The 24,870-nt window shown below is 43.8% G+C and carries 24 protein-coding genes, 2 tRNA genes, 1 pseudogene and 1 other annotated feature; of the genes and pseudogenes, 3 read left to right on the plus strand and 24 right to left on the minus strand.

The annotated features are described in order from the left end of the window. Nucleotides 1-28: 28 nt before the first annotated feature. The 22 genes and pseudogenes from clpX to LC040_12670 all read right to left on the minus strand — a co-directional run bounded on the left by clpX (nt 29) and on the right by LC040_12670 (nt 20,753). Entirely contained in the window at nt 29-1,297 is a 1,269-nt protein-coding gene (clpX, locus tag LC040_12565) for an ATP-dependent protease ATP-binding subunit ClpX (GenBank protein WLR50112.1), read from the minus strand. Between the two features lie 349 nt (nt 1,298-1,646). Continuing rightward, on the minus strand, nt 1,647-2,939 hold the full coding sequence (tig, locus tag LC040_12570) for a trigger factor (GenBank protein ID WLR50113.1): 1,293 nt from the start codon (nt 2,937-2,939) through the stop codon (nt 1,647-1,649). Nucleotides 2,940-3,161: 222 nt separating this feature from the next. Continuing rightward, on the minus strand, nt 3,162-4,169 hold the full coding sequence (locus LC040_12575) for a hypothetical protein (GenBank protein ID WLR50114.1): 1,008 nt from the start codon (nt 4,167-4,169) through the stop codon (nt 3,162-3,164). Between the two features lie 120 nt (nt 4,170-4,289). Then, on the minus strand, nt 4,290-4,871 hold the full coding sequence (gene leuD, locus LC040_12580) for a 3-isopropylmalate dehydratase small subunit (GenBank protein WLR50115.1): 582 nt from the start codon (nt 4,869-4,871) through the stop codon (nt 4,290-4,292). An 11-nt stretch (nt 4,872-4,882) separates the two neighbouring features. After that, nucleotides 4,883-6,301, minus strand: a complete 1,419-nt coding sequence (gene leuC, locus LC040_12585; protein ID WLR50116.1) for a 3-isopropylmalate dehydratase large subunit — start codon at nt 6,299-6,301, stop codon at nt 4,883-4,885. Between the two features lie 87 nt (nt 6,302-6,388). Further along, entirely contained in the window at nt 6,389-7,498 is a 1,110-nt protein-coding gene (gene leuB / locus LC040_12590; GenBank protein WLR50117.1) for a 3-isopropylmalate dehydrogenase, read from the minus strand. A 21-nt stretch (nt 7,499-7,519) separates the two neighbouring features. Further along, on the minus strand, nt 7,520-9,067 hold the full coding sequence (locus LC040_12595) for a 2-isopropylmalate synthase (protein ID WLR50118.1): 1,548 nt from the start codon (nt 9,065-9,067) through the stop codon (nt 7,520-7,522). Further along, nucleotides 9,054-10,079 (minus strand): ketol-acid reductoisomerase, encoded by a 1,026-nt coding sequence (ilvC, locus tag LC040_12600; GenBank protein WLR50119.1) that lies wholly within the window; start codon nt 10,077-10,079, stop codon nt 9,054-9,056. Before ilvC ends, LC040_12595 begins: the two co-directional genes overlap by 14 nt. 41 nt (nt 10,080-10,120) lie before the next feature. Next, nucleotides 10,121-10,645, minus strand: a complete 525-nt coding sequence (gene ilvN / locus LC040_12605) for an acetolactate synthase small subunit (protein ID WLR50120.1) — start codon at nt 10,643-10,645, stop codon at nt 10,121-10,123. Continuing rightward, entirely contained in the window at nt 10,642-12,360 is a 1,719-nt protein-coding gene (gene ilvB / locus LC040_12610) for an acetolactate synthase large subunit (GenBank protein WLR50121.1), read from the minus strand. The genes ilvN and ilvB overlap by 4 nt, the downstream gene beginning before the upstream one ends. 229 nt (nt 12,361-12,589) lie before the next feature. Further along, nucleotides 12,590-12,855, minus strand: a binding site (T-box leader). An 8-nt stretch (nt 12,856-12,863) separates the two neighbouring features. Then, entirely contained in the window at nt 12,864-13,763 is a 900-nt protein-coding gene (ilvE, locus tag LC040_12615; GenBank protein ID WLR53282.1) for a branched-chain-amino-acid transaminase, read from the minus strand. Between the two features lie 499 nt (nt 13,764-14,262). Next, nucleotides 14,263-14,336: transfer RNA gene (locus LC040_12620), tRNA-Arg, on the minus strand. A gap of 11 nt (nt 14,337-14,347) precedes the next feature. Continuing rightward, nucleotides 14,348-14,421 (minus strand) — tRNA-Gly (locus LC040_12625). Between the two features lie 93 nt (nt 14,422-14,514). Then, nucleotides 14,515-15,024, minus strand: a complete 510-nt coding sequence (locus LC040_12630) for a metallophosphoesterase (protein WLR50122.1) — start codon at nt 15,022-15,024, stop codon at nt 14,515-14,517. Then, complete coding sequence (locus LC040_12635; GenBank protein ID WLR50123.1) at nt 15,024-15,641, minus strand: XTP/dITP diphosphatase; 618 nt, start codon at nt 15,639-15,641, stop codon at nt 15,024-15,026. The genes LC040_12630 and LC040_12635 overlap by 1 nt, the downstream gene beginning before the upstream one ends. A gap of 18 nt (nt 15,642-15,659) precedes the next feature. After that, a complete protein-coding gene (gene rph / locus LC040_12640) occupies nt 15,660-16,406 on the minus strand; it encodes a ribonuclease PH (GenBank protein ID WLR50124.1) in 747 nt (248 codons plus the stop codon). A 140-nt stretch (nt 16,407-16,546) separates the two neighbouring features. Beyond that, the gene (locus tag LC040_12645; GenBank protein WLR50125.1) at nt 16,547-17,611 is read right to left on the minus strand and encodes a GerMN domain-containing protein; all 1,065 of its coding nucleotides are present in this window, start codon (nt 17,609-17,611) and stop codon (nt 16,547-16,549) included. 153 nt (nt 17,612-17,764) lie between these two features. Continuing rightward, the gene (locus tag LC040_12650) at nt 17,765-17,917 is read right to left on the minus strand and encodes a hypothetical protein (protein WLR50126.1); all 153 of its coding nucleotides are present in this window, start codon (nt 17,915-17,917) and stop codon (nt 17,765-17,767) included. 61 nt (nt 17,918-17,978) lie between these two features. Next, a complete protein-coding gene (racE, locus tag LC040_12655) occupies nt 17,979-18,773 on the minus strand; it encodes a glutamate racemase (GenBank protein ID WLR50127.1) in 795 nt (264 codons plus the stop codon). Nucleotides 18,774-18,945: 172 nt separating this feature from the next. Further along, a pseudogene (gene gerE, locus LC040_12660) lies at nt 18,946-19,032 on the minus strand (spore germination transcription factor GerE). 45 nt (nt 19,033-19,077) lie between these two features. After that, nucleotides 19,078-20,532, minus strand: coding sequence for a recombinase family protein (locus LC040_12665; protein WLR50128.1), 1,455 nt, complete (start codon nt 20,530-20,532; stop codon nt 19,078-19,080). An 83-nt stretch (nt 20,533-20,615) separates the two neighbouring features. Continuing rightward, nucleotides 20,616-20,753 (minus strand): hypothetical protein, encoded by a 138-nt coding sequence (locus LC040_12670; GenBank protein WLR50129.1) that lies wholly within the window; start codon nt 20,751-20,753, stop codon nt 20,616-20,618. Between the two features lie 165 nt (nt 20,754-20,918). On the opposite strand from LC040_12670, the gene LC040_12675 reads away from it, so the two are divergent. Next, entirely contained in the window at nt 20,919-21,287 is a 369-nt protein-coding gene (locus LC040_12675; protein WLR50130.1) for a DUF1664 domain-containing protein, read from the plus strand. A 211-nt stretch (nt 21,288-21,498) separates the two neighbouring features. Beyond that, nucleotides 21,499-22,158, plus strand: coding sequence for a GGDEF domain-containing protein (locus LC040_12680; GenBank protein ID WLR50131.1), 660 nt, complete (start codon nt 21,499-21,501; stop codon nt 22,156-22,158). A 32-nt stretch (nt 22,159-22,190) separates the two neighbouring features. Here the strand turns inward: LC040_12680 and LC040_12685 are convergent, their stop codons facing one another. Both LC040_12685 and LC040_12690 read right to left on the minus strand, forming a co-directional pair. Then, nucleotides 22,191-23,633 carry a phospholipase D family protein gene (locus LC040_12685; GenBank protein ID WLR50132.1) on the minus strand — a complete coding sequence of 481 codons (1,443 nt, stop codon included), beginning with the start codon at nt 23,631-23,633 and terminating at the stop codon, nt 22,191-22,193. Between the two features lie 40 nt (nt 23,634-23,673). Then, nucleotides 23,674-23,853, minus strand: a complete 180-nt coding sequence (locus tag LC040_12690; GenBank protein WLR50133.1) for a helix-turn-helix transcriptional regulator — start codon at nt 23,851-23,853, stop codon at nt 23,674-23,676. Nucleotides 23,854-24,012: 159 nt separating this feature from the next. Here LC040_12690 and LC040_12695 point away from each other — a divergent pair, with 159 nt between their 5' ends. Next, the gene (locus tag LC040_12695; GenBank protein WLR50134.1) at nt 24,013-24,687 is read left to right on the plus strand and encodes an ImmA/IrrE family metallo-endopeptidase; all 675 of its coding nucleotides are present in this window, start codon (nt 24,013-24,015) and stop codon (nt 24,685-24,687) included. The last annotated feature ends 183 nt before the right edge of the window (nt 24,688-24,870 follow it).

Consider the following 24,870-nt stretch of genomic DNA (forward strand, 5'->3'; position numbering starts at 1 on the left):
GATAAGTCAGCCTCAAATTAATGAATTGTTATGCACTTTCACGTGGTGTTTCTTGGTCAAGCACAGTGCCGTCATTTAAGATTAGCTTTGGCTTCGCATCTTTTGTAATCGATTCTGCTGTAATGACACATTTTTCGATGTCATCACGTGATGGCAGATCGTACATGACATCAAGCATAATGCCTTCAATGATAGAACGAAGACCACGTGCACCTGTCTTACGCTCAATTGCCTTCTTCGCAATTTCAAGCAATGCATCCTCTTCGAAGTCAAGTTCCACATCATCAAGTTCAAGCAATTTTTCATATTGCTTAACAAGTGCATTCTTCGGTTTTGTTAGAATTTCAACAAGTGCGTCTTCATCAAGCGGCTCTAGTGCACCGATTACTGGAAGACGACCGATGAATTCTGGGATTAAACCGTAGCGTAGTAAATCTTCTGGTAAAACTTTTGCCAGAAGTTCGCCTTTATCTAGATCAGCTTGAGAAGCTTCGGAACCGAATCCGATGACTTTGTTACCTAGACGGCGTTTAATAATTTGGTCGATCCCATCAAAGGCACCACCACAAATAAACAAGACGTTTGTCGTATCGATTTGAATGAATTCTTGATGTGGATGCTTACGGCCACCTTGAGGCGGAACGCTTGCAACTGTTCCTTCAAGAATCTTCAGCAACGCTTGCTGAACACCTTCACCAGATACGTCACGCGTAATCGAAGGGTTTTCAGACTTACGGGCAACTTTATCGATTTCGTCGATATAGATAATCCCTTTCTCAGCCTTTTCAACATCGTAATCCGCAGCTTGGATTAGTTTTAGTAAAATATTCTCTACGTCTTCACCGACATAACCTGCTTCTGTAAGTGAAGTGGCATCAGCAATGGCAAATGGTACATTTAAGATGCGAGCAAGTGTCTGAGCAAGCAATGTTTTACCGCTTCCTGTCGGTCCAATCATTGCGATGTTACTCTTTGAAAGCTCAACATCGTCTACCTTGCTGTTTGAGTTAATCCTTTTATAGTGGTTATAGACAGCAACTGAGAGGTTCTTCTTCGCTTGATCCTGCCCGATAACATAGTCATCAAGGATTTCACGAATTTCACGTGGTTTCGGCACGTCCTTAAACTCAACTTCTTCTTCAGTACCCAGTTCTTCTTCTACGATTTCAGTGCAAAGCTCGATGCACTCGTCACATATATAAACGCCAGGACCAGCAACCAACTTACGAACTTGGTCTTGGGTTTTACCGCAAAACGAACACTTTAATTGACCTTTTTCATCGTTAAATTTAAACATGAAATCACCCCTTGCAAAAATTAACTGGGAAAGCCGAAAACCTAGGTGATTTGAGGTGGTATGAACTACCCTTGTCCCCAAATTGCCATCTTATGTCTTCTCAAAACTGATTATGTATTGCATTGTACCATACGAAACGTAGAGAGCGTTAATTATAAATCTCGAGCGCAAATTATGTATGAACGGATGCGGCCAGCGACTGCTACGAAAAGCTGTTGTTATTAACGTTACTTTCCATAAATGCAGGACTTCTAAACATGCTGACTTTCAGGAAGATTAATATGAGGCTGAAAGTTATGTGTATAAAACAAGGCACGAGGAACTCGCGCCTTGTTCGTCTTATTTATTATTATGCAACACTTTTGCGATTCTCTACAAGAAAATCGATTGCTTTGCGAACTTTTAGATCTTCTTTCACGCGATCTGTTGAGCCGCCTAGCATTTTCTTAAGCTCGTCTGCAGATGTTTGGTACATGCTTGCCATGTTTTCAAGCTCTGCATCTACTTCTTCATCAGTTGCTTCGATGTTTTCAGCAGCAGCGATTGCTTCAAGTGTTAGGTTTGTACGTACGCGCTTCTCAGCGTCTTCTTTCATTTGGCCGCGAAGTGCACTTTCGTCTTGACCTGAGAATTGGTAGTACATGTCAAGATTCATGCCTTGCATTTGCAGGCGTTGTTCGAATTCACGAAGCATTTGGTCCATTTCAGCTTCAACCATTGCTTCTGGAATGTCGATTGTTGCATTTTCAGCAGCTTTTTCAACTAGCTGGTCACGCAGGTTCGTATCTGCCTCACGCTCTTTACGTTCTTTAATTTGCTCTTGTAGCGTGCTTTTTAAACCTTCTAATGTTTCAACTTCGTCATTTACGTCTTTTGCGAACTCGTCATCAAGCTCTGGAAGCTGTTTATTTTTGATTTCGTGAACTGTTACTTTGAATGTTGCTGGCTTACCTGCAAGCTCTGTTGCATGGTATTCTTCTGGGAAGCTAACTTCTACGTCTTTTTCTTCGCCAGCCGCAAGACCTACTAGCTGCTCTTCGAAACCAGGAATGAATTGACCTGAGCCAATTTCAAGTGAATAGTTCTCAGCTTCGCCGCCTTCAAATGCTTCGCCATCTACGAAACCTTTGAAATCCATGACAACTGTATCGCCATTCTCAATTTTCCCATCCTCTTTCACAACTAGCTCTGCATGTTGTTCTTGCATGCGTTTTAATTCTTCTTGTACATCTTCGTCTGTTACAGTTGCGTCTTGCTCTTCAACTTCAAGACCTTTGTACTCGCCAAGCTCAACCTCTGGCTTCACAGTAACTGTTGCTGTGAAAATGAAGTTTTTGCCTTTTTCGATTTGTTCTACATCGATATCTTCTGGTTGTGCAACTGGATCGATTCCAGCTTCATCAATTGCACCAGCATATGCTTGTGGAAGCATAATATCTACTGCATCTTGATAAAGTGCCTCTACACCAAAACGTTTTTCAAACATAAAGCGAGGCATTTTCCCTTTACGGAAGCCTGGTACATTAATTTGTTTAACAACCTTTTTGAACGCTTGATCAAGTGCTTGATCGACTTGTGCAGCGTCCACCTCTACAGTTAACTTACCTTGGTTGCCTTCTAGTTTTTCCCACTTAGCAGCCATGTTCCTTTTCCCTCCAACATCTATTATTATCCATTTAATTTAATGACATTTCCCTATCTGGGAGCTTCATGTCTTTTGTTCAACAGCTGTTTTGTCAGCTGGATACGATACCTTTGTCACTGTTTTCGTAGATGACTTTGATAGGTACACACACTTACAACCATTACATTATAACACGAATTCGCATGGTTTCAATAGATACGGCAGATTGTAAGCAGGCTACTATTCAAACATTTCAACCTGCTCGACTTCCCACAGGAATTTCACTACCGGCATGATCGATTCTAGTTCGATTTCATAGCGCTGTGCAAGCTCGTGCAAATTGACGCCTGTCCCTTGCATATCAAAGCCGATCTTATGAAGCGCCGCCGCCCACACTGCCGCTTCTTCTGGTATAAATGGCAGAGGATAATGCATAAGCACAGTCCTTCGCCATAAGTCTAGCGTCAGTTCATATAGAACAGGATTTTCATGGCCGAGCACACTTTCAAGCACTGTGTCGACCTCCTGCTCAAACGGCTGTTCATTCGCATATAGAATGCGAGTCGGGTTGACGGTGATCGCTCTCGCAAACTTTCGAACGGTTACGTCACGGTCAATCTCTTGTTCTTTCAACATTTGAAGCAGTAACGACTGAATAAACGGATGGTAACTGCTGTCTCCGAGAAAGTGCTCAATCTCTTTCAAGTGCGGGCGGAGGTTTGCTTGCTGTAACGCTTGAATAATCGCCAACTGTTCACTAAGGTTCTCAGCCTGTAGCAATTGCTGCAGTTGCTCTTCAGTCCCTTCTTCCTTCGGTTCCTGCGGCTCGACTTCTGGTTCTTCACTAATCCGTCTGCAGACGTGGAGAACTTGATAGATTGCCTCTGCATACTCAGCAGGCGGCTTCTGTTCCTCCAGCACCGCTTCAATTGTTGTAACAACCTCGCTGTATTCCTTCAACTGCATCAAAATTGTTGTATAAATTTGCAACACTTCAAAATAGTTATCAACACCTTCATTCAGAAGCTGCTGACACCGCTCTTTCGCCTCATAAAGCCTGCCTAACTCTAGTAAACATAGAACAATTCCAATCTCCGCTTCTGCGATGTACGAATGCTGCTGCAGCTGGGTGAAGTACTCAAGCGCCTTCTCATAACCCTTTCTGTCCAGCTCCTCCATCCCAAGCTTCAGCAGCCGCTCATCCAAACGCGGAAACGGTACAACCTTCGATTTCTTCTCTTCCTTCATAGCATCGCCTCTTTTGCTCAGCCCATATGTAGCTTACAGTGTAGCAATTCATAAAATAAAACACAAGACGACATAATGACACAAACAAACCTTGGCAACATTGCGCCAAGGTTTGTTTGATTATTTAGCAGCTTCGTATGCTGAGATTTTTTCTTCGTATGTTAAAGTGACGTCGATTTCATCCCAGCCGTTCATAAGCATCTCTTTCCAGTATGGGTCGATTTCAAAGGATTGCTCAAAGCCGCTGCTGTCTGCGATTGTCTGTTGTTTCAAATCAACCTTCAGCTCATAGTCTGCTGCTTCTGCCTTCGCTTGTAGTTCTTTGACCGCATCGCTGTCAAGACGAATTGGGAGAATCCCATTTTTCAAGCAGTTATTATAGAAGATATCCGCAAATGATGGGGCGATAATCACTTTGAATCCATAGTCTTGCAGAGACCACGGCGCATGCTCACGTGAAGAGCCGCAACCGAAGTTAGGGCCTGCAACAAGTACTGTTGCCCCTTTATTTTCCGGCTTATTTAATTCAAAGTTTTCATTGTCGCTGCCGTCTGCGTTAAAGCGCCAGTCGAAAAATAAAAATTGACCAAAGCCTGTGCGCTCAACACGCTTTAAGAACTGTTTCGGGATAATTTGGTCTGTATCGACATTGACTCTTGGCATTGCCGCTGCTTTTCCTTTGTGCACGATAATTGGTTCCATTGTTCCACCCCTTATTTTACTAGTTCTGTTTGGTATTTGCGGACGTCGACGAAGCGTCCTTCAATTGCCGCTGCGGCTGCCATTGCCGGGCTGACAAGGTGTGTGCGGGCGCCTTTTCCTTGGCGTCCTTCAAAGTTACGATTGGAAGTTGATGCACAGCGCTCTCCTTCAGGAACGGTGTCTGGGTTCATACCAAGACACATACTGCAGCCTGATTCGCGCCATTCAAAGCCAGCTTCTGTAAAGATAGCATCAAGGCCTTCCTGCTCAGCTTGCAGCTTTATTTTTTGCGAGCCTGGTACAACAAGGGCACGAACACCTTGAGCAACTTTGCGTCCTTTTACAACTTCAGCTGCCGCACGCAAGTCACTCATGCGGGAGTTCGTACAGGAGCCGATGAACACGTGCTGGATTTCAATTTCGCTGATCGGTGTGCCAGCCTTAAGGTCCATGTAAGCAAGTGCTTGTTCTGTCGCCTTCTGATCCGTTTCCGATGTAAAATCAGCTGGGCCAGGTACATTTTCATCAATTGCAGCACACATTGAAGGGTTCGTTCCCCATGTTACTTGCGGCGCAATTTGTTCGCCTTTCATTTCAATCACAGTATCATATTCTGCACCTTCATCTGTTGCAAGAGCTTTCCACTCTTCAACTGCCGCATCAAATGCTTCATCCTGAGGTGCTAAGCGACGACCGCGGATATATTCGAATGTTTTCTCATCAGGGCTGATTAGACCAGCTTTCGCGCCGCCTTCAATCGACATGTTACAGACAGTCATCCGCTCTTCCATGCTCATATTCTTGAATACATCGCCTGTATATTCGATAACATGGCCTGTACCGAAATCAACGCCGTGCTTACCGATTACGGCAAGGATAACGTCCTTTGCAGTAACACCTGTTTGCAGCTCGCCGCTCACGTGAACTTTCATCGTTTTCGGCTTGGATTGCCATAGTGTTTGCGTTGCAAGCACATGTTCAACCTCACTTGTTCCAATCCCGAATGCAAGGGCACCAAACGCACCGTGTGTGGATGTATGGCTGTCACCACAGACAATCGTTTTACCAGGCTGTGTTAAGCCAAGCTCAGGTCCGATGACGTGGACAATCCCTTGTTCAGGGCTGTTTAAGTCGGCAATCTCAACGCCAAATTCTTCACAGTTTTTGCTTAGTGTATCGATTTGCTTCTTCGCAATTTCGTCTTTAATATTAAAACGATCGTCTGTCGGCACGTTATGGTCCATTGTCGCAAATGTTAAATCCGGACGACGGACAGGACGGTTCTTCAAGCGAAGACCTTCAAATGCTTGAGGTGACGTAACCTCATGAACGAGATGCAAATCAATGTAGAGCAATGCAGGCTTCCCTGGCTCTTCCATGACCGCGTGTTTGTCCCAGATTTTTTCGATTATCGTTCTCGGTTTCGACATGCTTTTCTCCCCCTATACTTCTAGTAATAACGATGTCAGCCAAATGATTGGCTGACATCCTGTGTGTTCTATTTGGAGTCAGCCGGATTAGTTCGCTGACACTTGTTTGGCTTGGTGAATGTGCGCTAGCGCTTCAAGCACTTTTTCCGTCATTTCATTTGTAGAAAGAGCCTTGCTCGGATCTTCAGCAATATCTGCTGTGCGGTGACCTTGTTCAAGGACACGCTCAACTGCTGCTTCAATTAACGATCCTTCTTCAGACATTTCAAATGAGTACTTTAACATCATTGCTGCTGAAAGAATAGTTGCAAGTGGGTTCGCTTTGTTCTGTCCTGCAATATCTGGTGCTGAACCATGTACAGGCTCGAACAAGCCAGGCCCCTCTGCTGAAAGGCTTGCTGAAGGAAGCATTCCAAGCGAACCTGTCAGCATTGCAGCTTCATCACTTAAGATATCACCAAACATGTTTTCCGTTACAATGACATCAAGTGCCTTCGGATTGCGTACAAGCTGCATTGCCGCGTTGTCCACGAGCATATGGCTGTATTCAACCTCAGGATAATCCTTTGCCACTTCTTCAACAATTTCGCGCCAGAATTTGCTTGATTCAAGCACGTTCGCCTTATCAACGGAAAGGAGCTTTTTCCCACGAAGTGTCGCAAGCTCAAAGCCTTTGCGCACGATGCGCTCGATTTCTGAACGGCTGTAGAAAAGCGTATCAACAGCTGCATCTTCTCCGTCTTCTGTCTTCGTCCGCTCACTTGGCTGGCCGAAATAAATGCCGCCTGTTAGCTCACGTACAATCATTAAGTCGATTCCCTCTAATACAGAAGGCTTCAAGGTTGATGCATCACTTAAGCTGTTAAAAGCCATCACTGGACGAAGGTTCGCAAATAAGCCAAGTGCTTTGCGGATACCAAGCAAGCCACGTTCTGGACGAAGGTCTGATGGGTTGTTATCCCATTTCGGACCACCGACTGCGCCTAATAGGATCGCATCACTATTGCGGCAAATCTCGACTGTTTCATCAGGAAGAGGTGTTCCGTCCTTATCAATCGCCTCTCCACCGATTCTTGCAAACTGAAATGAAAAGTCATGTCCATAGTAATCTGCTGTTCTTTCAAGCACTGAAATGGCGCTTTGTACAATCTCTGTGCCAATGCCATCGCCAGGCATGACTGCGATTTGTTTCTTCATCGAATTGCCCCCTTGTTCCACTTATCCTTTTACGACTTTTTGCTTCTCTTCCTGCCATTGTTCTTGAAGCAATACACGATTTATCGCACTTAGGTAGGCTTTCGCAGATGCTTCTAGGACGTCTTGTGCTGTTCCGCGTCCGCGTGATGATTTATTATGGAAGTTCACTCGTACGTATACTTCAGCCAATGCATCGCGCCCGCCTGTGTTTGATTGAATGCGGTAATCATCCAATTGAACTGGTGACTCAATCATTCGCTCTAACGTGTTATAAATCGCTTCAACACTACCTGCTCCAGTGCTTGCTTCCTGCAGTTCATTACCTTCTGGGTCTGTCAGTGTAATTGTCGCTGTTGGAATGTTATTTGTACCAAATTGTACTTGCAGTGCTGTCAATTCATAGTAAGAAGCGGAGGCGCCAAGACGCTCTTCTGTCATTAATGCCATTAGGTCATCATCTGTGATTTCCTTCTTCTTATCTGCCAGCTCTTTAAACGCGATGAAGACACGGTTTGATTCTTCATCTGACATCTGATAGCCAAGTGCTTCCATATGTGTACGGAACGCATGGCGGCCAGAGTGCTTGCCAAGAACCATTGAATTGGATGCAACACCGACAAGATCTGGTGAAATGATTTCGTACGTTGATTTTTCCTTCAGCACGCCGTCTTGGTGAATGCCTGATTCGTGTGCAAAAGCATTCTTTCCGACAACCGCTTTATTTGCTGGTACGACCATGCCTGTTAGCTTCTTAACAAGTGTGCTCGTACGCATAATTTCATTCAATGTAAGGCCTGTGTTGGCATTGTAGTAATCTTTGCGAATGTGAAGGGCAACAGCGATTTCTTCAAGGGCTGCATTACCAGCACGTTCACCGATTCCGTTAATCGTACATTCGATTTGGTCTGCACCATGCTCCACTGCAGCAAGAGAGTTGGCAACTGCCATGCCTAAGTCATCGTGGCAGTGAGCAGATAGTTCAACCTTATCAATGTTCGGAACGTTTTCCTTCAGATATGTGAACACTTTGCCGTATTCAATTGGTGTAATATAGCCGACTGTATCAGGAATATTAACAACGCTCGCACCTGCATCGATGACTTCCTTCACAATTTTCGCTAGGAAAGGAAGGTCTGTGCGACACGCATCCTCTGCGGAAAATTGGACAATTGGGAATTTGCGCGCTGCATATTTTACTGATTCAACAGCTGTTTCAATGACTTCTTCAGGTGTTTTGCGAAGCTTGTGTGTCATGTGGATTGGTGATGTCGCTATAAAGAGGTGGAGGCGCGGTTCAGCGCCTCCTTTCAAAGCCTCCCAAGAGATATCGATATCACGCATGTTTGAACGTGAAAGACCTGTAACAGAACATCCTTTGATTTGTTCAGCGATTTCTTGTACAGCACGGAAATCACCTTTGGAAGCGGCCGGAAAGCCAGCCTCCATAATATCCACTCCAAGACGTTCAAGCTGCTTCGCTACTTCCATTTTTTCAGAGAAGTTAAGGTTTACACCAGCGGATTGTTCGCCGTCTCTTAGTGTCGTATCAAAGATGTTAATTTTTCGCACTGCTGACCACTTCCTTTGGTTTTTTCGCTTTTACGAATGGCATCATTTCACGTAGCTCACGACCAACTTCTTCGATTAGATGTTTGTTTTCACGTGAATTAATTGCGTAGAACTCTGGACGGTTTGCTTGGTTCTCAAGGATCCAGCCTTTCGCGAATTTACCAGTTTGGATGTCTTTCAATACTTCTTTCATGTTCTCTTTCACACGCTCATCTACAACGCGTGGGCCTGATACGAAGTCACCCCATTGTGCTGTGTCAGAGATTGAATAGCGCATACCTTCTAAGCCGCCTTCATACATAAGGTCAACGATTAATTTTAATTCATGTAAGCACTCGAAGTATGCAACTTCTGGTTGGTAACCAGCTTCAACAAGTGTTTCGAAGCCTGCTTTTACTAGTGAAGATAAGCCGCCGCAAAGAACTGCTTGCTCACCGAACAAGTCTGTTTCTGTTTCTTCTTGGAAAGATGTTTCAAGAACGCCAGCACGTGCTGAGCCGATTTGCTTCGCATATGCAAGAGCTGTTTCTTTCGCGTTACCTGTTGTATCTTGATAGATACCGATAAGTGCAGGTACACCAGCGCCTTCAGTGTACGTACGACGTACTAGATGACCAGGGCCTTTCGGAGCCACTAGGAATACATCAACATCTGCTGGAGGAACAACTTGGTTGAAATGAATGTTAAAGCCGTGTGCGAATACAAGTGAGTTGCCTGCTTCAAGACCTGGCTTGATTTCGTTTTCGTATACTTTCGGTTGATACTCATCTGGTAGAAGAACCATAACGATATCTGCTGCAGCAGATGCGTCTTTCACTGACATTACTTCGTGGCCATCTTCTACTGCTTGATCCCAAGACTTACCTTGACGAAGACCAACAATTACATCAACGCCGCTCTCTTTCAAGTTCAACGCATGTGCGTGACCTTGTGAACCGTAACCGATGATTGCTACTTTCTTTCCATTAAGTACTGCCTCATTTGCATCGCCATTGTAATATACTTTTGCCATATTAAACATCTCCCTTTAATAGTTAAGTTTTTATTTTAAAATTATTGAATTAAACTAATGGAACGATTATCTTGGTTTGGCTTCACGCCTGTTCCTCGCGCAAAGGCTGTTGTACCTGTGCGAGCAACTTCTTTGATGCCATACGGACGAAGCAGCTCAATTAATGCTTCGACCTTAGCGGAATCACCAGTGACTTGAACGACGGTTGTCGTCCGGCTAACATCTACCACTGTCGCACGGAACGGGTCGATTAACCCTGAGATTTCACTGCGTGTCTGTGGTGTTGTGATGACCTTAATCAGCGCCAGTTCACGTGAAACCATCGGCTGGTCTGTAATGTCTTGAACTTTAATCACATCAATTTGCTTGTTTAATTGCTTCGTCAGCTGTTCAGCCTTGCGGGCATCATCAACATTAACGACGAATGTCATTCTTGAAATATCTGGTGTTTCAGTATGGCCAACTGTAATGCTCTCGATATTGTAGTTACGGCGAGAGAATAGGCCAGTAATACGGTTTAGTACACCTGAACGGTTATTTACTGTTGCAGTTACAATACGCTTCATAGTTTCACCCCCACCATTTCACTCAAGCCTTTGCCTGGCGCTACCATTGGATAGACATTTTCTTCAGGCGTTACTCTAAAATCAATTAACACTGGACCATCAATCGCAAGCGCGTCTTTCAATGCTTGCTCTGCTTCTTCTTCTGTTTCAGCACGAAGACCTTTCACACCGTAAGCGTCTGCCAGCTTAACGAAATCAGGCTGACCAGGGATAAGTGATTGAGAATAGCGCTTTTCAAAGAATAGCTCCTGCCATTGACGAACCATTCCAAGTGATTGGTTATTTAAAATAACAACTTTTACCGGAAGGTTGCGCTCTGCCATAACGGTTAATTCTTGCGCCGTCATTTGGAAGCCGCCATCTCCAAGAACTGCAACAACTGTTGAGTCTTTTTCAGCTAGTTGTGCGCCGATTGCTGACGGGAGGCCGAAGCCCATTGTGCCAAGTCCGCCGGATGTAACCCAACGATTCGGCTTTGTAAAGGAATAATATTGCGCCGCCCACATTTGATGCTGTCCAACATCTGTTGTAACAACTGCCTCACCATTTGTCAGCTCATGCACTAATTGGATTAAGCGCTGCGGCTTGATTTCTGGTGTTGCCTTCTTGTAAACGAGCGGATATTCTTCCTTCCAGTTGTACAGCTTCTTGCGCCAAATTGTCGTATCTGCAGGTGTTCCGTTTTCAGCGACAAGCTGTTTTAACGCTTCACGTGCATCCCCAACAACCGGGATATCTGTCGGTACATTTTTGCCGATTTCCGCTGGGTCGATGTCGATGTGTGCCACTTTTGCATTTGGTGCAAATTCTTCAAGGTTGCCTGTTACACGGTCATCGAAACGGGCGCCGATACTAATCAACAGGTCTGATTCTGTAATCGCCATGTTTGCTGTATACGTACCGTGCATACCAGCCATTCCAAGGAACAGCTTATGGTCGCCTGGGAATGAACCGAGACCGAGCAACGTGTTTGTTACTGGAATTTGCTGTTGCTCAGCGTATGCTAACAGCTCTTCGTGTGCATCGGCATGAAGAACGCCAGCTCCTGCTAGAATCAACGGCTTCTTCGCTTGGCTTACGGCTTCTGTCAGCTTACGGATTTGCAGATGATTTGGCATAACCGTCGGCTGATAGCTCGGAATGTTCACTGGCTGACTGTAATCAAATTCCCCTTCAAGAATCGCAATGTCTTTCGGAATATCGATTAGGACTGGACCAGGACGGCCAGTTGTCGCAATATGGAACGCTTCTTTAATTGTTTTTGGCAAGTCTTTGATATCACGGACTTGATAGCTATGCTTTGTAATTGGCATTGTAATTCCAATCACATCTGCTTCTTGGAAGGCATCTGACCCGATGACGCTTGAGTTTACCTGTCCTGTAAAAACAACGAGTGGGAGAGAGTCCATCATTGCATCTGTTAAACCTGTGACGATATTTGTCGCTCCAGGGCCAGAAGTTGCAATGACAACACCAGGCTTACCTGATACTCTTGCATATCCTTCAGCAGCATGAATGCCGCCTTGCTCGTGACGTGTTAACACGTGGTCAATACCTGCATCATATAAGGCATCATAGATTGGTAGAACTGCGCCGCCCGGATAGCCGAAAAGCACCTCTACATTCTCAGCCTTTAATGATTCGACAAACATATTAGCCCCATTCATTTTTGTACCTGACATTTGCATCTCCTTCTCTTTTAGCTCTGCACCCATTCGAACTCCTCCTCGGTTTGTTTTCTCCTAATCTCCTAAAGACTGAATGTTATGTGGTTATGAAATATTCTGAACTTGACTATTAGCTGAATATTTCGTTTTTTTGTTATTTAAAAATAGCTACGTTAACTTTTTTTGGGGTGATTTCCGCTGCAGGCGGTGGGTCTTCACCTGTCATGCAGCCAAAAAAAACAGAAGACCTTCTCACCCCATACAAGCCCCGTTGGCTTAAAGGGGTGAAAAGGTCTTCCTTTCCACGGTACCACCCTTTTTCGCGGGATTCTTTCGAATACCGCCTCGAGAACAGCCATCAGACTGTTCTTTTTTGTTAACGAGCAATGACCTGTGTCAACACTGCCCGGCCAATCCTAATCCTACTGTTTCAGATTGGCGCTCTGAGGTGAGCTTCATTACAGGGATAACACCGGCTCTCAGCGTATACCGGCTCTCTGGAGATATCCAGCTGCAACTACTTATCCTCTTCTGCGCTTTTGGTTATTTATTTATGAACTCATTTTTGCATTTTTATATACTTGAACTCCGTCTGATAAGACTCGCTCACGGAATGCTTTTAATAATGTTTGTGTATGTTCACCTGGCTTACCGTCTCCAACTTGGCGACCATCTACTTTGACGACGGCAATTACTTCTGCTGCCGTTCCTGTTAAGAACACTTCATCTGCAATGTAGACTTCGTGTCGTGTAAATGGTGTTTCAACGACTTCATAGCCATGTTCCTTCGCTAATTCGATAATAACATTTCTCGTTACACCTTCAAGGGCCCCTACGTGACCAGGTGGTGTAAGAATTTTGTTGTCTTTAATGATAAAGATGTTATCTGCGGAACCTTCTGCCACATAACCTTGGTCATTCAGCATTAATGCTTCACTTACATTTGCAAGATGTGCCTCAATCTTAACGAGGACATTGTTCAAATAGTTTAATGACTTAACCATTGGACTTAATACGTCTGGTCGGTTGCGGCGGCTTGCCACTGTGACAATTTCAAGACCTGTGTCATACAAGTGCTTCGGAAAAATCGAAAGCGGCTCACAGATTACGACGACGGAAGGTCGTTTACACTTATAAGGATCAAGACCTAAATCGCCGACACCTCTTGAAATAACGAGGCGAATGTATGCATCTTTTAGTTCATTCTTTGCGACTGTTTCTACCATGATATCCGTTAATTCCTCTTTTGTATAGGGAATATTCAGCATAATTGACTTTGCTGAGTTATATAAACGGTCAACATGGTCTTTCAGGCGAAAAATATTCCCGCCGTATACTCGAATCCCTTCGAAAACACCATCTCCATATAGAAAACCATGGTCGTAGACGGAAATTTTCGCGTCTTCTTTCTTTACAAATTCGCCATCGAGATAAATCCATTGTTCGCTCATACCGTCACGCTCCATTCGAATTGAAATGACTGTTGCCATTACTAGTGCTAGATTTAAAGGATCAGTTCGTAAGTAGAATATTATCTGTACGATAATTCTGAACATGAGTGAAGCGAATCTTTCATTGCGGTTAATTCGAGTACCAACAAGTGTTGTTCGCTTTATTTGAGGACTATCTTACGCCGAATTCAATGTTGCGTCAACACCTTTTTTTAAAATTATTAGATAATTTAGATTTGTTCTACAAATTGTATTCGCTTACATAATTGAAAAATCAACTATTTTCCCTTAATCAGACTTCATCAAACATTTTTTGATAATAATATTTTTGGGTTAGTTTTCTTGAAGCTGGATCATTTAGGCGGGCGGTTCCAAGCTGAGTGGTGAGCGAAAAGAAGGTGTTTTTTTACAGGAAAGTTATGATATTTGTATAGCGGTGTATGGAGGGTTTTTAGAGAAAAATAAAAAACCGTTGAACAAATGTTCACCGGTTTTGGAACGTCCCAGGAGAGATTCGAACTCCCGACCGACGGCTTAGAAGGCCGTTGCTCTATCCTGCTGAGCTACTGGGACAAGTATATGTATGGAGCGGGTGATGGGAATCGAACCCACGACATCAGCTTGGAAGGCTGAGGTTTTACCACTAAACTACACCCGCACAGCATTTATTTGCGACATAGTCTAATATATAAAATTTCATTGCGTTTGTCAAGAGGATTTCGGGGCCTGGTGTTGACCCCGTTTTCCTCCTTTATAACGTAGTCGTTACGCTTAGTTCTTTCACTTCTTCTCCTGCATCTGTATAGAATGACACAACTGCTTCGTTGTGCTTGACATCTAAGATGGCGTATGTTTTCTCTCTGCGCAGGCGCGGTAAGCGGATGCTGCCTGGATTAATGAATAATACGCCATTTGTATATTCAGCTCCTGCAATATGGGAATGGCCGTAGCAAACAATCTTCGCGCCGACTTCTTCAGCACGGTATTGTAAGTTCATTAACGACATTTTCACATTGTAGAGGTGGCCGTGCGTGACGTAACAGTTCACATCCGCGATTGGTACAGTGACATCATTCGGGTAGCTGTCGTCGTAGTCGCAATTTCCCCTTACACCTGTAAACGGCGCCATCTCTGCACAATCTTGCGCAAGCTCGGAATCACCGCAATGAATGAAGGCATCCACCTCTTCCTCATGACGCTCGTGGATTACCTTTAAAATGTCCGCATCGCCGTGATTATCACTGACAATCAGCACTTTCATTAAGAATCCTCTCCCTTAAAAAGGATCTCATCGTTCTCCAGCATAACACTCAGCTTCTTTAACGCATTCGCACGGTGACTAATTTCATTCTTCTCTTCTTTTGTCAGCTGTGCCATTGTGCGCTGTTTATCTTCTACATAAAAGATCGGGTCATAGCCGAAGCCGTTCTCACCCTGCGGTGCGGTCGTGATTTTCCCTTCACATGTTCCTTCGACAATGACTGTTTCTTTCCCCGGTACCGCCACAGCTAACGCGCAGAAAAAACGAGCAGTGCGCTTCTCATCAGGCACTGCGCTCATTTCTTCAAGCACCTTCGCTAAGTTCGCCGCGTCATCCTTGTCCTCACCTGCATAGCGGGCTGAATAGACACCTGGGCGACCGTCGATTGCATCTACAATCAAGCCGGAATCATCTGAAATGACAGGTGTTTGAAAACGCTCCGCAATTGTTTCCGCCTTCTTGCGTGCATTAGCAGCAAATGTGTCGCCGTCTTCGACAACATCAGGAATATCGCTGTAATCGAGCAAGGATGTAACTTTGATACCGAACTTTCCAATGAGATATTGAAACTCTCGCACTTTGCCTTTATTTTTCGTTGCGATAATGACTGATTTCATTTTTTCGCCGCTCCCTATTTACGCATTTAAAATTTTCTCTGTCAGCTCGTCTCCGATGATTTCTTTTTGTACATCAATTAATTCACTTACCCCTTTATTCGCAAGTGTAAGCATCTCATTCAGCTGCTGTGCTGAAAATGTTGCTTCTTCCCCCGTGCCCTGAAGCTCCACAAATTCACCGGCACCTGTCATAACAATGTTCATATCAACATCTGCCTTCGAATCTTCCTCATAGCACAAATCAAGCACGGCGCCTTGTTCTGCAAGCACGCCGACAGAAGTTGCCGCTAGAAAGTCTTTGATCGGAAACTTTTCAAGCTTATGCTTCTCAACAAGCTTGCCGACTGCAACCGCGACCGCAACAAATGCCCCTGTAATGGAAGCCGTTCTCGTTCCGCCGTCCGCTTGAATGACGTCACAATCAACCCAAACCGTCCGCTCGCCAATGCTGTCAAGGTCAATAACAGAACGAAGCGCACGCCCGATCAGACGCTGAATTTCCATTGTTCGGCCTGACACCTTTCCTTTGCTTGACTCGCGAATGTTGCGCTGCTGTGTCGCACGCGGAAGCATCGAGTATTCAGCGGTAATCCAGCCTTTTCCTTGCCCACGCAAAAAAGGCGGCACACGTTCTTCAATGCTTGCTGTGCAAATCACTTTCGTTTCACCAACCGAAATGAGCACAGACCCTTCTGGATGCTTTAAATAATTATTTTCAATATGTATATTTCTCAGTTGATCGGCTTGTCGTCCGTCATTTCTCACTACTACGTCCTCCTCGTTCATTCACTTGCTACAGTTCATAGCTATTATCTTATGATCTTTTTCATGCAAACATACGAAAAAAGGCGGCAGATAATATGCCAGCCTAATCACTCGGTTCCTATTATAACAAAAATCTCTCTCTAAAAACTACCTGTATTGACGCTTTGCGGACGTGAGACAGGTTCTGCTATTTCATTTCCTTCTTCATTATAAAGGACAGACTCCCCATTCACCTGCAGCGCTACCTTTTCAACATCAGGCTGTTCGGTCAGTGATAACACCAATGAATTTAGCAAATGCTCAGAAACAGCTGTCCCCTGCAGACTACCAAGCAATGCTTCATTAAAGTTCAACGTCACGACCCCATCTTCACGCTTCGGCTCATTCACCAACGTCATATCAGGGTGGAATTCACTGAGCAATTTCGAATCACGGGCAGGACCTTCAATCAACTCCTGGACCGTCGTTGCGACGATATCTTCTGACGCTTTCGCTTCCACACGTCTTGTTACAGGCACGTAATACATATCCTCATCGTTTTGTGCAAGAAAGTAAAGCGTCATCGCTTTACTATTCTGTACGTCCACCACATCACCATCATCAAAGTTTATGCCATTCGCACGGCTCATTCCTTCATTAATCGGCGTGCCATTCACCGGCATAAACGGCTGTTCATGCCCATTGATGCGAATTTTCACGCGATCAATGTTATCAAACTGCGTCAATGTCCACGTAATAGATTGCAGAATCTTCATCTCATCCTCTGGCGCATAGTTCGCAAACTCTTGTGAAAAGTCTGCAACGACCGTGCCTTCCTCTGGAATGTTCACACCTAAAATCTGCGTCCCCGGCGGAAGTACAGCTTTAAAGCCATTTGGCAGCAATTCCGTTACAGGTCCTTCCTGTACAAGGTATTCCAGTGACTGCTTCGCCACTTCCTTCGTCTTCGGAAGCGCTAACGACTGCGGCACCACATATCCATTTTGATCAATAAAGTAAAGCTCGCGGCTCGCTGATTCAGCCTGCTCCTCACTCTTCTGCTCTTCAGGCTGTTCTTTCAGCTTCTCCTCGCTTACATATGTTACATCTTGTGAAGGCTCCACTTCCTTCGCAGCTCGCTCTCCTTGAAACATTCCACACCCCGATAATAAAAGCACGAACGCCGCGCCAATGACGCCTGCACGAGAAATTTTCAAAGTCGGCATGTCATTCCCTCCTAAGGCAGTTTGTACTACCATGTATACGAGCTGTAAAAAAAAATAGACCAACCAAATCATAAAAAAACGCTTGAGCTTCACTATCGCCCAAGCGTCTCCCCTCTTATTTCAGTTTTTTTATTTTTTCTTAGCTGTTAAGCGTTACTCCCCCTTAAGCTTCTCAATCTCTTCTTCCGACAAATCAATAAATTCCTTAATTTCTTCTACTGTCAAACCCTTTTGCAACATCTTACGCACTACTTCTTGCCTTCCTTCTTCTCTCCCTTTCTTATGCCAAGATGTTTCAATCTTCATAACAGCTTCCTCCTCTTCTTGTGGTAAGGTGCGCAACAAAAGCCCTCCGGTTTCGGATGGGCTACAGCTCAATTGCATGGACGTTTTCAACATTTTGTTCAAACCACTTAGATGCGATTTTTTGGAACATTTCTTTTGAGCCTGTTGTGAGAAAGAGGTGGTTCGGTGTGACGTCATCTGTAACAAGCAGGCCGCTATGGTCGAGGATGGTACTGACTTCACGTGCCGTTTCATCGCCGGAGCAAATAATCGACACATCTGCACCGACCACTTCTTGGATAAGCGGTTCTAGAATCGGATAATGCGTACAGCCGAGAATTAATGTATCAATCTTTGTATCTCGCAATGGCTGTAAGGATTCCTTTACAATCTCGTAAGCTTCCAAGCCTTCAAACTCACCGCTCTCAACAATCGGCACGAATTTTGGACAGGCAAGCATCTCCACTTCCGCCTGACTATTAATACTTTGCAGCGCCTGCTTATAGCTGCCACTTTTGATCGTATTTTCTGTGCCGATTACACCAACATGGTTATTTTTCGTTATTTTCAACGCCGCACGAGCTCCAGGGTGGATAACGCCGATCACCGGAATGCTCAGCTTGTCGCGAATTTCTTTCAGCACGAGTGCTGTGGCGGTGTTGCACGCAATCACAAGCATCTTAATATGATGCTTCATCAAATAATTCACCATCTGCCACGTATAAGCTTTCACTTCCTGACGAGGGCGCGGGCCATATGGACAGCGCATCGTGTCGCCAAGATAGATAATTTCCTCTTTCGGAAGCTGACGCATGATTTCCTTTGCAACTGTCAATCCGCCGACTCCCGAATCAATTACGCCTATTGGTCTATTCAAAAGATCGCCTCATTTTTCTTGGTGTTTAGTATGTAAATTCTATTGCTGTATTGGACAAAAAAACTATTCGTACCACTCGTATATTTTACGCCTCACAATTCTTATGCGCCATCATTTTTTCTCGAAAAACAAAAAATAGCAACCGGCTTTCAAGCGAAAGCCGGTCTGCTCGTTACAACTCTAATTCGCCCATGCGCAGCAGTTCCACGACAGCTTGTGAACGTCCTTTGACTCCTAGTTTCTGCATGGCATTTGCGATGCGTAGTCATTGCAAAATACGTACCTTTTTTGACCTACCCTACACTCAGTTTCTTTCAAACTCGTAATGAATGTCAACCGTTCCATCTGGGTAGATGACAATGGCTTTGATTAGTGTTTGAAAAACGCTGTACAAATCACTCCCGTTCAGTTGCACAAAAGCTTCCCTCACATCTTTCACACTCGCATCAGTGGTTGCTGTCTGCCCGAGCATAGTGATTTGCTCACCAAGCCCTTGTATCTCTTCTTCCAGCTCCGTGCGCTTTGCTTCGAATTCATCCTTTGAAATGATTTTATCGAGGTACAAATCGAGTGCATCGTTTTTCTTCGCTTGCAGTGCGTCAGCTTTCTTCCGCAACGCACTCAGCTGGCCTTCACGCTCTTGCTCGCTTTCATTTTCAAGCTGAAGTGCGACATGATTTGCTTTTTCAATGATCCGTTCAATGATAAAGGAGCGAAAATCGTCGTACTGAATCGGGGCGTGGTTAACGCACGCATGCGTTCCTCCTCTGCGGTATGCACTGCATTTTAAGTAATTCCATGCACGCCGGCCGTTTCGTTGCTTTCTCCCTGACTGGAGAATCACAATATTCGCGCCACAGCTACCGCACTTTAGCAATCCGCGAAACTCATTCCAGGCGGACACTTTCTTTCGAGTGCGGATGTTCTCTTTATCGTTCGCTTGCTCAAACAGCTCTTTTGAAATAATCGCTGGGTGGTGATTTTCGAAAATCAGCCACTTCTCAGGCGGGTTCTGCACCTGCTTCTTGCGCCCTGCCACCTTCACAGAGCCATATTTATTTAAAATAAACGTCCCATAGTAGAGCGGGTTTTTCAATATGCGCTGGATCGTCGTAAGCTGCCATTTTCCTTTTTGCTTAGACGGGATGCCACGCTCATTCAGCTTATGCGTAATTGCCTTGTAGCCGAACTTATCGAATGTGTACCACTGATAGATCTGCCTGACGACTTCGGCTTCTGATTCGTTAATGACAAGCTTCTGTTCGATACGGTCATAGCCGTAAGGAACCTTTCCGATATGCTCGCCGCGCCTCACTTTCGCCGCAAGTGCAGCCGTTATGCCGCTTGATAAGGTGCGGCTGTACTGCGCAGAGAACAAAGACCAGAGCTCGAACGCCATATCATTTTTCCCAGCCTTATGTGAATCATAGCCTTCCTCAATCGAAATAATCCGCACGCCATGCCCCGTAAGCACCTCGCGAATCTCCAGTGAATCCTTCAGATCACGCGCCAGCCTGGAAATCGACTTGAACACGATCATCTCAATCTCTTTCTTCTTCGCCTTTTGTAGAATCAACTGGATTGCCGGTCGCTGCACAAGCAATGTTCCGGTGATCCCTTCATCCTTATAAACAGCCTCATCATCCCACGTAAATCCACTGCGCTCCAGCCAATTGCGGCATATATCAATCTGGTTTTCAACTGAAGACACCTGCTCATCTCGGTCCGTCGACACCCTCACATATACAGCATAGGTCATGTTCATCATCTCCATGGATAAGAACCTTTTTTTCTATTTTATATATCTAAAAACGACCTAAAGGCGCATCCAATTTCAAAAATTCACTCAAAGTTCCGTAGTGACCGTTTCTTCCCTTTAGAAAAATAAGGAAATAACGCCTGATATAACAGCTTTTCCAGCCGCTTCTCCCCATACGTTTCCTTACCAAGCTTCAACGGACTAGCTTTCTGCTTCTTCATCCACACCACCTCACTGCCAATCTATGCAACGTGAGGATGCGGACGACCCTGGGGATTTTCAGCACGTTAAATAAGCAGGAATATGTTAAAATTAAAGAAGATGAGTAGAAGAGGAATTTCCGACAGATAGATTTAAGAAATTTTTCAAGAAAGGAGGAAGAGCACATGGAAGAGATGTTCAAACTCGTTTTAGAGAAGCTCGATCACCTAAACGACAGCATGGACGAGATGAAAGAACAGATGGTCTCGATGGACAAGCGAATGACTGCAATTGAAACTCGTATGGATTCAATGGAATCTTGTATGAATTCAATGGAATCTCGTATGGATTCACTAGAAAACCGCATCACATATATTGAAGAAAACATGGCTACAAAAGACGATATCGCCCAGCTTGACGCAAAATTGAATGCCGTTTCTAAGCAAATTGCCGAAAATACAGAAAGCAAAGCTGTCATAAGCGACCTCCACACAAAAGTTAATGGCTTAACAACAGACGTCACATTATTAAAACGTGTCGTTGCAAATCAATAAGAGGCATGGATTAGACTGCGGGGAGGCAGTCTTTTTTGTACCCCCAAATTTATGAACATTCTGTGTACTCGCTGACAACTTAACATCATAAAGATTATAATAATAATGAGTACATCACCTAAATTAATCCAAATTCCCAATGAATTTTTTGAATATTTATGTAAAATTAGATATTGTGATTGTTATTTTGTATAAAAGTTGGTGAGGGAAAATGAAGTACACCGGCAGAATCGTTACATTTCTTATGGTGCTATCGATTAATACAACATATATCTTGTATTACTTTGCTCGAGATGGTGCGGTCAGCCCAATCGAAATCATTGGTCTCCCAATGATGTTAGCGCTCGCATGGTGGTTCGGGAACCAGTATGACAAGGCAAAGTATTATTCCGAGAAGGATACTCTAACAGGAATTTACAATCGACGTTTCTTGGAGGCTTGTTTTCCGAAGATTAAAGCTATGACAAAGCGAAATGGCCAAAAATTTGCCGTTCTCGTCATCGATATTAATGATTTCAAAATGATTAATGATCGTCTCGGCCATAAAGAAGGGGACCGTGTACTGAAAACTGTTGCTCAAGAATTAGTGAAAAGTGTACGAGATGCCGATATTGTAGCACGGTGGGGCGGAGATGAATTTGTCATCCTTTCCCCTGATCTGAAAATGAGAGAAAACATTGAGCTCATTGTCCAGCGAATCCATTACAACCTCTCTGCAGCAGACCTCGATGTAACCGTTTCCATTGGAACAGCCCTTTACCCGGATGATGGCGAAAGCTTTGAAGATTTATTAAAGGTCGCTGATCATCATATGTACGCGATGAAATTCCAAAGCAAACAACCCGAATACATCCCCTCTCCTTCTAACTAAGAAATGCGGCGAACACTAACGCCGCATTTCTCTTAAAATGTTGACCATCCTGTATACTCTTGAACTCGATAAATCACTTTTTTCCAAATTGAATTATCTTCATACGCTGCATAATCAGCTGTGTAGCTTCCACCTTCATTCGTCCAAATGCGCTCAAAATAACTGGAAACGTCTTTCTCCAAGCGATGACCTGTTGGCACAACAAGCTTCACATCTGTCTCCAAGTTAAAATCACCAATGTTTCGCTTCGTATAATTAGCTGATCCACCGATAATTTCCGTTTCTTCTTCCCCTTTAAAAAGCATCATTTTCGTATGGAACTGCTCACCATGTGTGTTGTACCAGCGCACAGCAATATTGCCGGCCCCTTTTGCGATTAATTCACTTGCGACAGGCCTTGTCGGAATACCATTTTTCGTTCGCCCGAATGCATCCTTATTGGGGTCAAGCACAAGCTTTATGAGCACGTCTCGTTCAGCTGCTTCAACGAGTTTTTTGATCACTTTTCGGTCAGATAAGTAGAAGGCCCCCACAAACACTTCGTCGCCCGCTTTCATCCGGTCCAACGAAGCGAGTATTTCATCACGGATCGCTCCCTCAGTGATTAATTTCGCTTTGATGGCACCTGTTTCCGGTTGTTTGGCAAATGATTTTGTTTCTAGTGAACCGTCTGAGAAATCTGACACCGCTTTTTCAGATTGATAGATGTCAGCTAAAAGATTGCCTTCCACAACAAACGCAATATTGGAATGACGGCCACTCGCATCATGCGGATTTGCCGACGTAACGAGCGCTTGCTTCTCTGTAAGCACAACTTTACGGTGATTAGCTTTAAAGTTTACGAGTTTCAAATAGGAAACCAACGAGACATCTGGCGAATCAGGACTAAATGGATTTGGCAAATAGCCGTTCCCCCACGGGTCCATCCATTGCAAATAGGCACGCCAAAACCCCGAATACAGGGGATTCGAATCACGCAGTGCACTTAAATTTGTATAAATCACATTAATCCCGTTATCTTCAAGCTTCTGAACAAACTGTGATTCATAAGAGGAATAAAATGTATTAATTGGGTCCGTTATAAACGTGATCTCCATCTCTGGTGATGCTTTCTTCTTCGCAATCAGTTTTTTCGTCAGCTGTTCTGAGATTTCAGGATAGCGCCCCTCCCCCTCCGTCTTACGCTCATATTCATCATTAAACAGAAACATATCAACGACAATATACTGCTCCGCTTCATCAATTAATCGGAACACACGCTCAAAGATCTCCTGCTCCTGCACCAAATCCCCGTTCTTTTCATAAGTGAGGTCATATAAAAATTCCACATCAGAAACGCGATGATAAGGCCCGTTCACAGAAATATCATTTGGAAGTGGTTTTATTAACCCGTAGACTGAGGTAAACAAAGAGAAAACCAATACGATGAAAAGAAATGTTTTACGTTTATCAATTTTATTATTTATAAGGTTCACATCATTCGACTCCTTTGTTACAATTCCACCCTAGCCTAATTTAAAAACGATATTTGCAAAGACTACACATCACATTTGAAATATGATTCCGCACAGTTTTTTCACTAATAAATAACTCCGCGGCAATTTCTTTTGTTGTTTTGTCTTGAACGAGCAACTCAAAAACTTCTCTTTCTCTTTTGGTGAGTAACGGCTTTGGCTGGTAGTTATTGTCCTTCAATCAATTGCTCCCTCCTTACTGGATCCTAAAGTTAGATTCAGAAGGGAATATATTCGTACTACATCTTATTATCATTTAGTAAAAATGGTTCCAAAAAAAGCACATTAGTTGAACTCTCGTACATTCGTTCTTATAATAGGAGATAGAGGTGGTTTTCACTTGAAATTACAAGATTATATCTACACTTCCCTAGAAAGGGAGATTATGACACTGTATCAGTTTTTCGGAATTGTAAGTCCGTCGCAAATTGATATGTCCCAAATCGCCCAAAAATTAAATATCTGGCTTTCCTTTATAGATTTTGAGAAAAAGTCATTACAAGCAGTACATTCAGATTTGTATATCTTTCTCAATAAGAATGACACAAGTGACAAACAATGGTTTGGCTTTGCCAAGGAATTAAGCCATTTCATTCATCATCACAAAAAGCAGCTGTCCCTTCCTTCTTCCGCAGTTACACTCTCTCATACGAAATCAAAGCAATTGGCTATGCACTTCTGTATCCCGACTTTCATGCTGACAAAATTAAATCTTCCAAATCATAAAAACAAAGCCATTCACCATATCGCTGACACATTCAATGTCCCAATTTCATTGGCAAAAGAACGCTATGAAGAGTTTGAAAAAGAAATCGCAGGCTCCCAATTCTTTAAAGCTCTGAATCAGAAAGTTCAAGCGGATCCAGAGAAAGAACGCCTAAAAGCTGTATGTAAAAAATATAACCTCCCATTAAAGATTAATCATTATGAACAGTTAACAACTGAACAAAAAGAGAGATTTGTCAAAAACTTAAAAAGTTGGTTTGGACTTAAGAATAAAAGTGAAGGTGACTAGCTGCCTTCGCTTTTTATTTTGTCCAAAATCTTACCTGCTCTACCGAAAGATATTAGTAAAAGCGGTAAGCTGCACCTCTATCAAATAATCCCATAAAACACTTAAGGTTTTTTGACTAAAACCTCCTAAGGTAACTCTTTTTATTGTATAATAGCAATAATTCAAACCTTTTAAAATTTTTAT

The sequence above is a fragment of the Bacillus tianshenii genome (genome assembly GCA_020524525.2).
GTDB lineage: Bacteria > Bacillota > Bacilli > Bacillales > Bacillaceae_N > Bacillus_AV.

Excerpts from the sequence above, each read along its gene's own strand:
- ilvC (WLR50119.1), bottom strand. The coding sequence starts at position 10,079 with ATGGCAAAAGTATATTACAATGGCGATGCAAATGAGGCAGTACTTAAT.
- clpX (WLR50112.1), bottom strand. The coding sequence starts at position 1,297 with ATGTTTAAATTTAACGATGAAAAAGGTCAATTAAAGTGTTCGTTTTGC.
- ilvN (WLR50120.1), bottom strand. The coding sequence starts at position 10,645 with ATGAAGCGTATTGTAACTGCAACAGTAAATAACCGTTCAGGTGTACTA.
- leuB (WLR50117.1), bottom strand. The coding sequence starts at position 7,498 with ATGAAGAAACAAATCGCAGTCATGCCTGGCGATGGCATTGGCACAGAG.
- leuD (WLR50115.1), bottom strand. The coding sequence starts at position 4,871 with ATGGAACCAATTATCGTGCACAAAGGAAAAGCAGCGGCAATGCCAAGA.
- LC040_12645 (WLR50125.1), bottom strand. The coding sequence starts at position 17,611 with ATGCCGACTTTGAAAATTTCTCGTGCAGGCGTCATTGGCGCGGCGTTC.
- LC040_12665 (WLR50128.1), bottom strand. The coding sequence starts at position 20,532 with ATGACCTATGCTGTATATGTGAGGGTGTCGACGGACCGAGATGAGCAG.
- LC040_12675 (WLR50130.1), top strand. The coding sequence starts at position 20,919 with ATGGAAGAGATGTTCAAACTCGTTTTAGAGAAGCTCGATCACCTAAAC.
- LC040_12630 (WLR50122.1), bottom strand. The coding sequence starts at position 15,024 with ATGAAAGTGCTGATTGTCAGTGATAATCACGGCGATGCGGACATTTTA.
- LC040_12635 (WLR50123.1), bottom strand. The coding sequence starts at position 15,641 with ATGAAATCAGTCATTATCGCAACGAAAAATAAAGGCAAAGTGCGAGAG.
- LC040_12575 (WLR50114.1), bottom strand. The coding sequence starts at position 4,169 with ATGAAGGAAGAGAAGAAATCGAAGGTTGTACCGTTTCCGCGTTTGGAT.
- tig (WLR50113.1), bottom strand. The coding sequence starts at position 2,939 with ATGGCTGCTAAGTGGGAAAAACTAGAAGGCAACCAAGGTAAGTTAACT.
- LC040_12670 (WLR50129.1), bottom strand. The coding sequence starts at position 20,753 with ATGAAGAAGCAGAAAGCTAGTCCGTTGAAGCTTGGTAAGGAAACGTAT.
- ilvE (WLR53282.1), bottom strand. The coding sequence starts at position 13,763 with ATGAGCGAACAATGGATTTATCTCGATGGCGAATTTGTAAAGAAAGAA.
- LC040_12650 (WLR50126.1), bottom strand. The coding sequence starts at position 17,917 with ATGAAGATTGAAACATCTTGGCATAAGAAAGGGAGAGAAGAAGGAAGG.
- ilvB (WLR50121.1), bottom strand. The coding sequence starts at position 12,360 with ATGGGTGCAGAGCTAAAAGAGAAGGAGATGCAAATGTCAGGTACAAAA.
- leuC (WLR50116.1), bottom strand. The coding sequence starts at position 6,301 with ATGTCGAAACCGAGAACGATAATCGAAAAAATCTGGGACAAACACGCG.
- LC040_12680 (WLR50131.1), top strand. The coding sequence starts at position 21,499 with ATGAAGTACACCGGCAGAATCGTTACATTTCTTATGGTGCTATCGATT.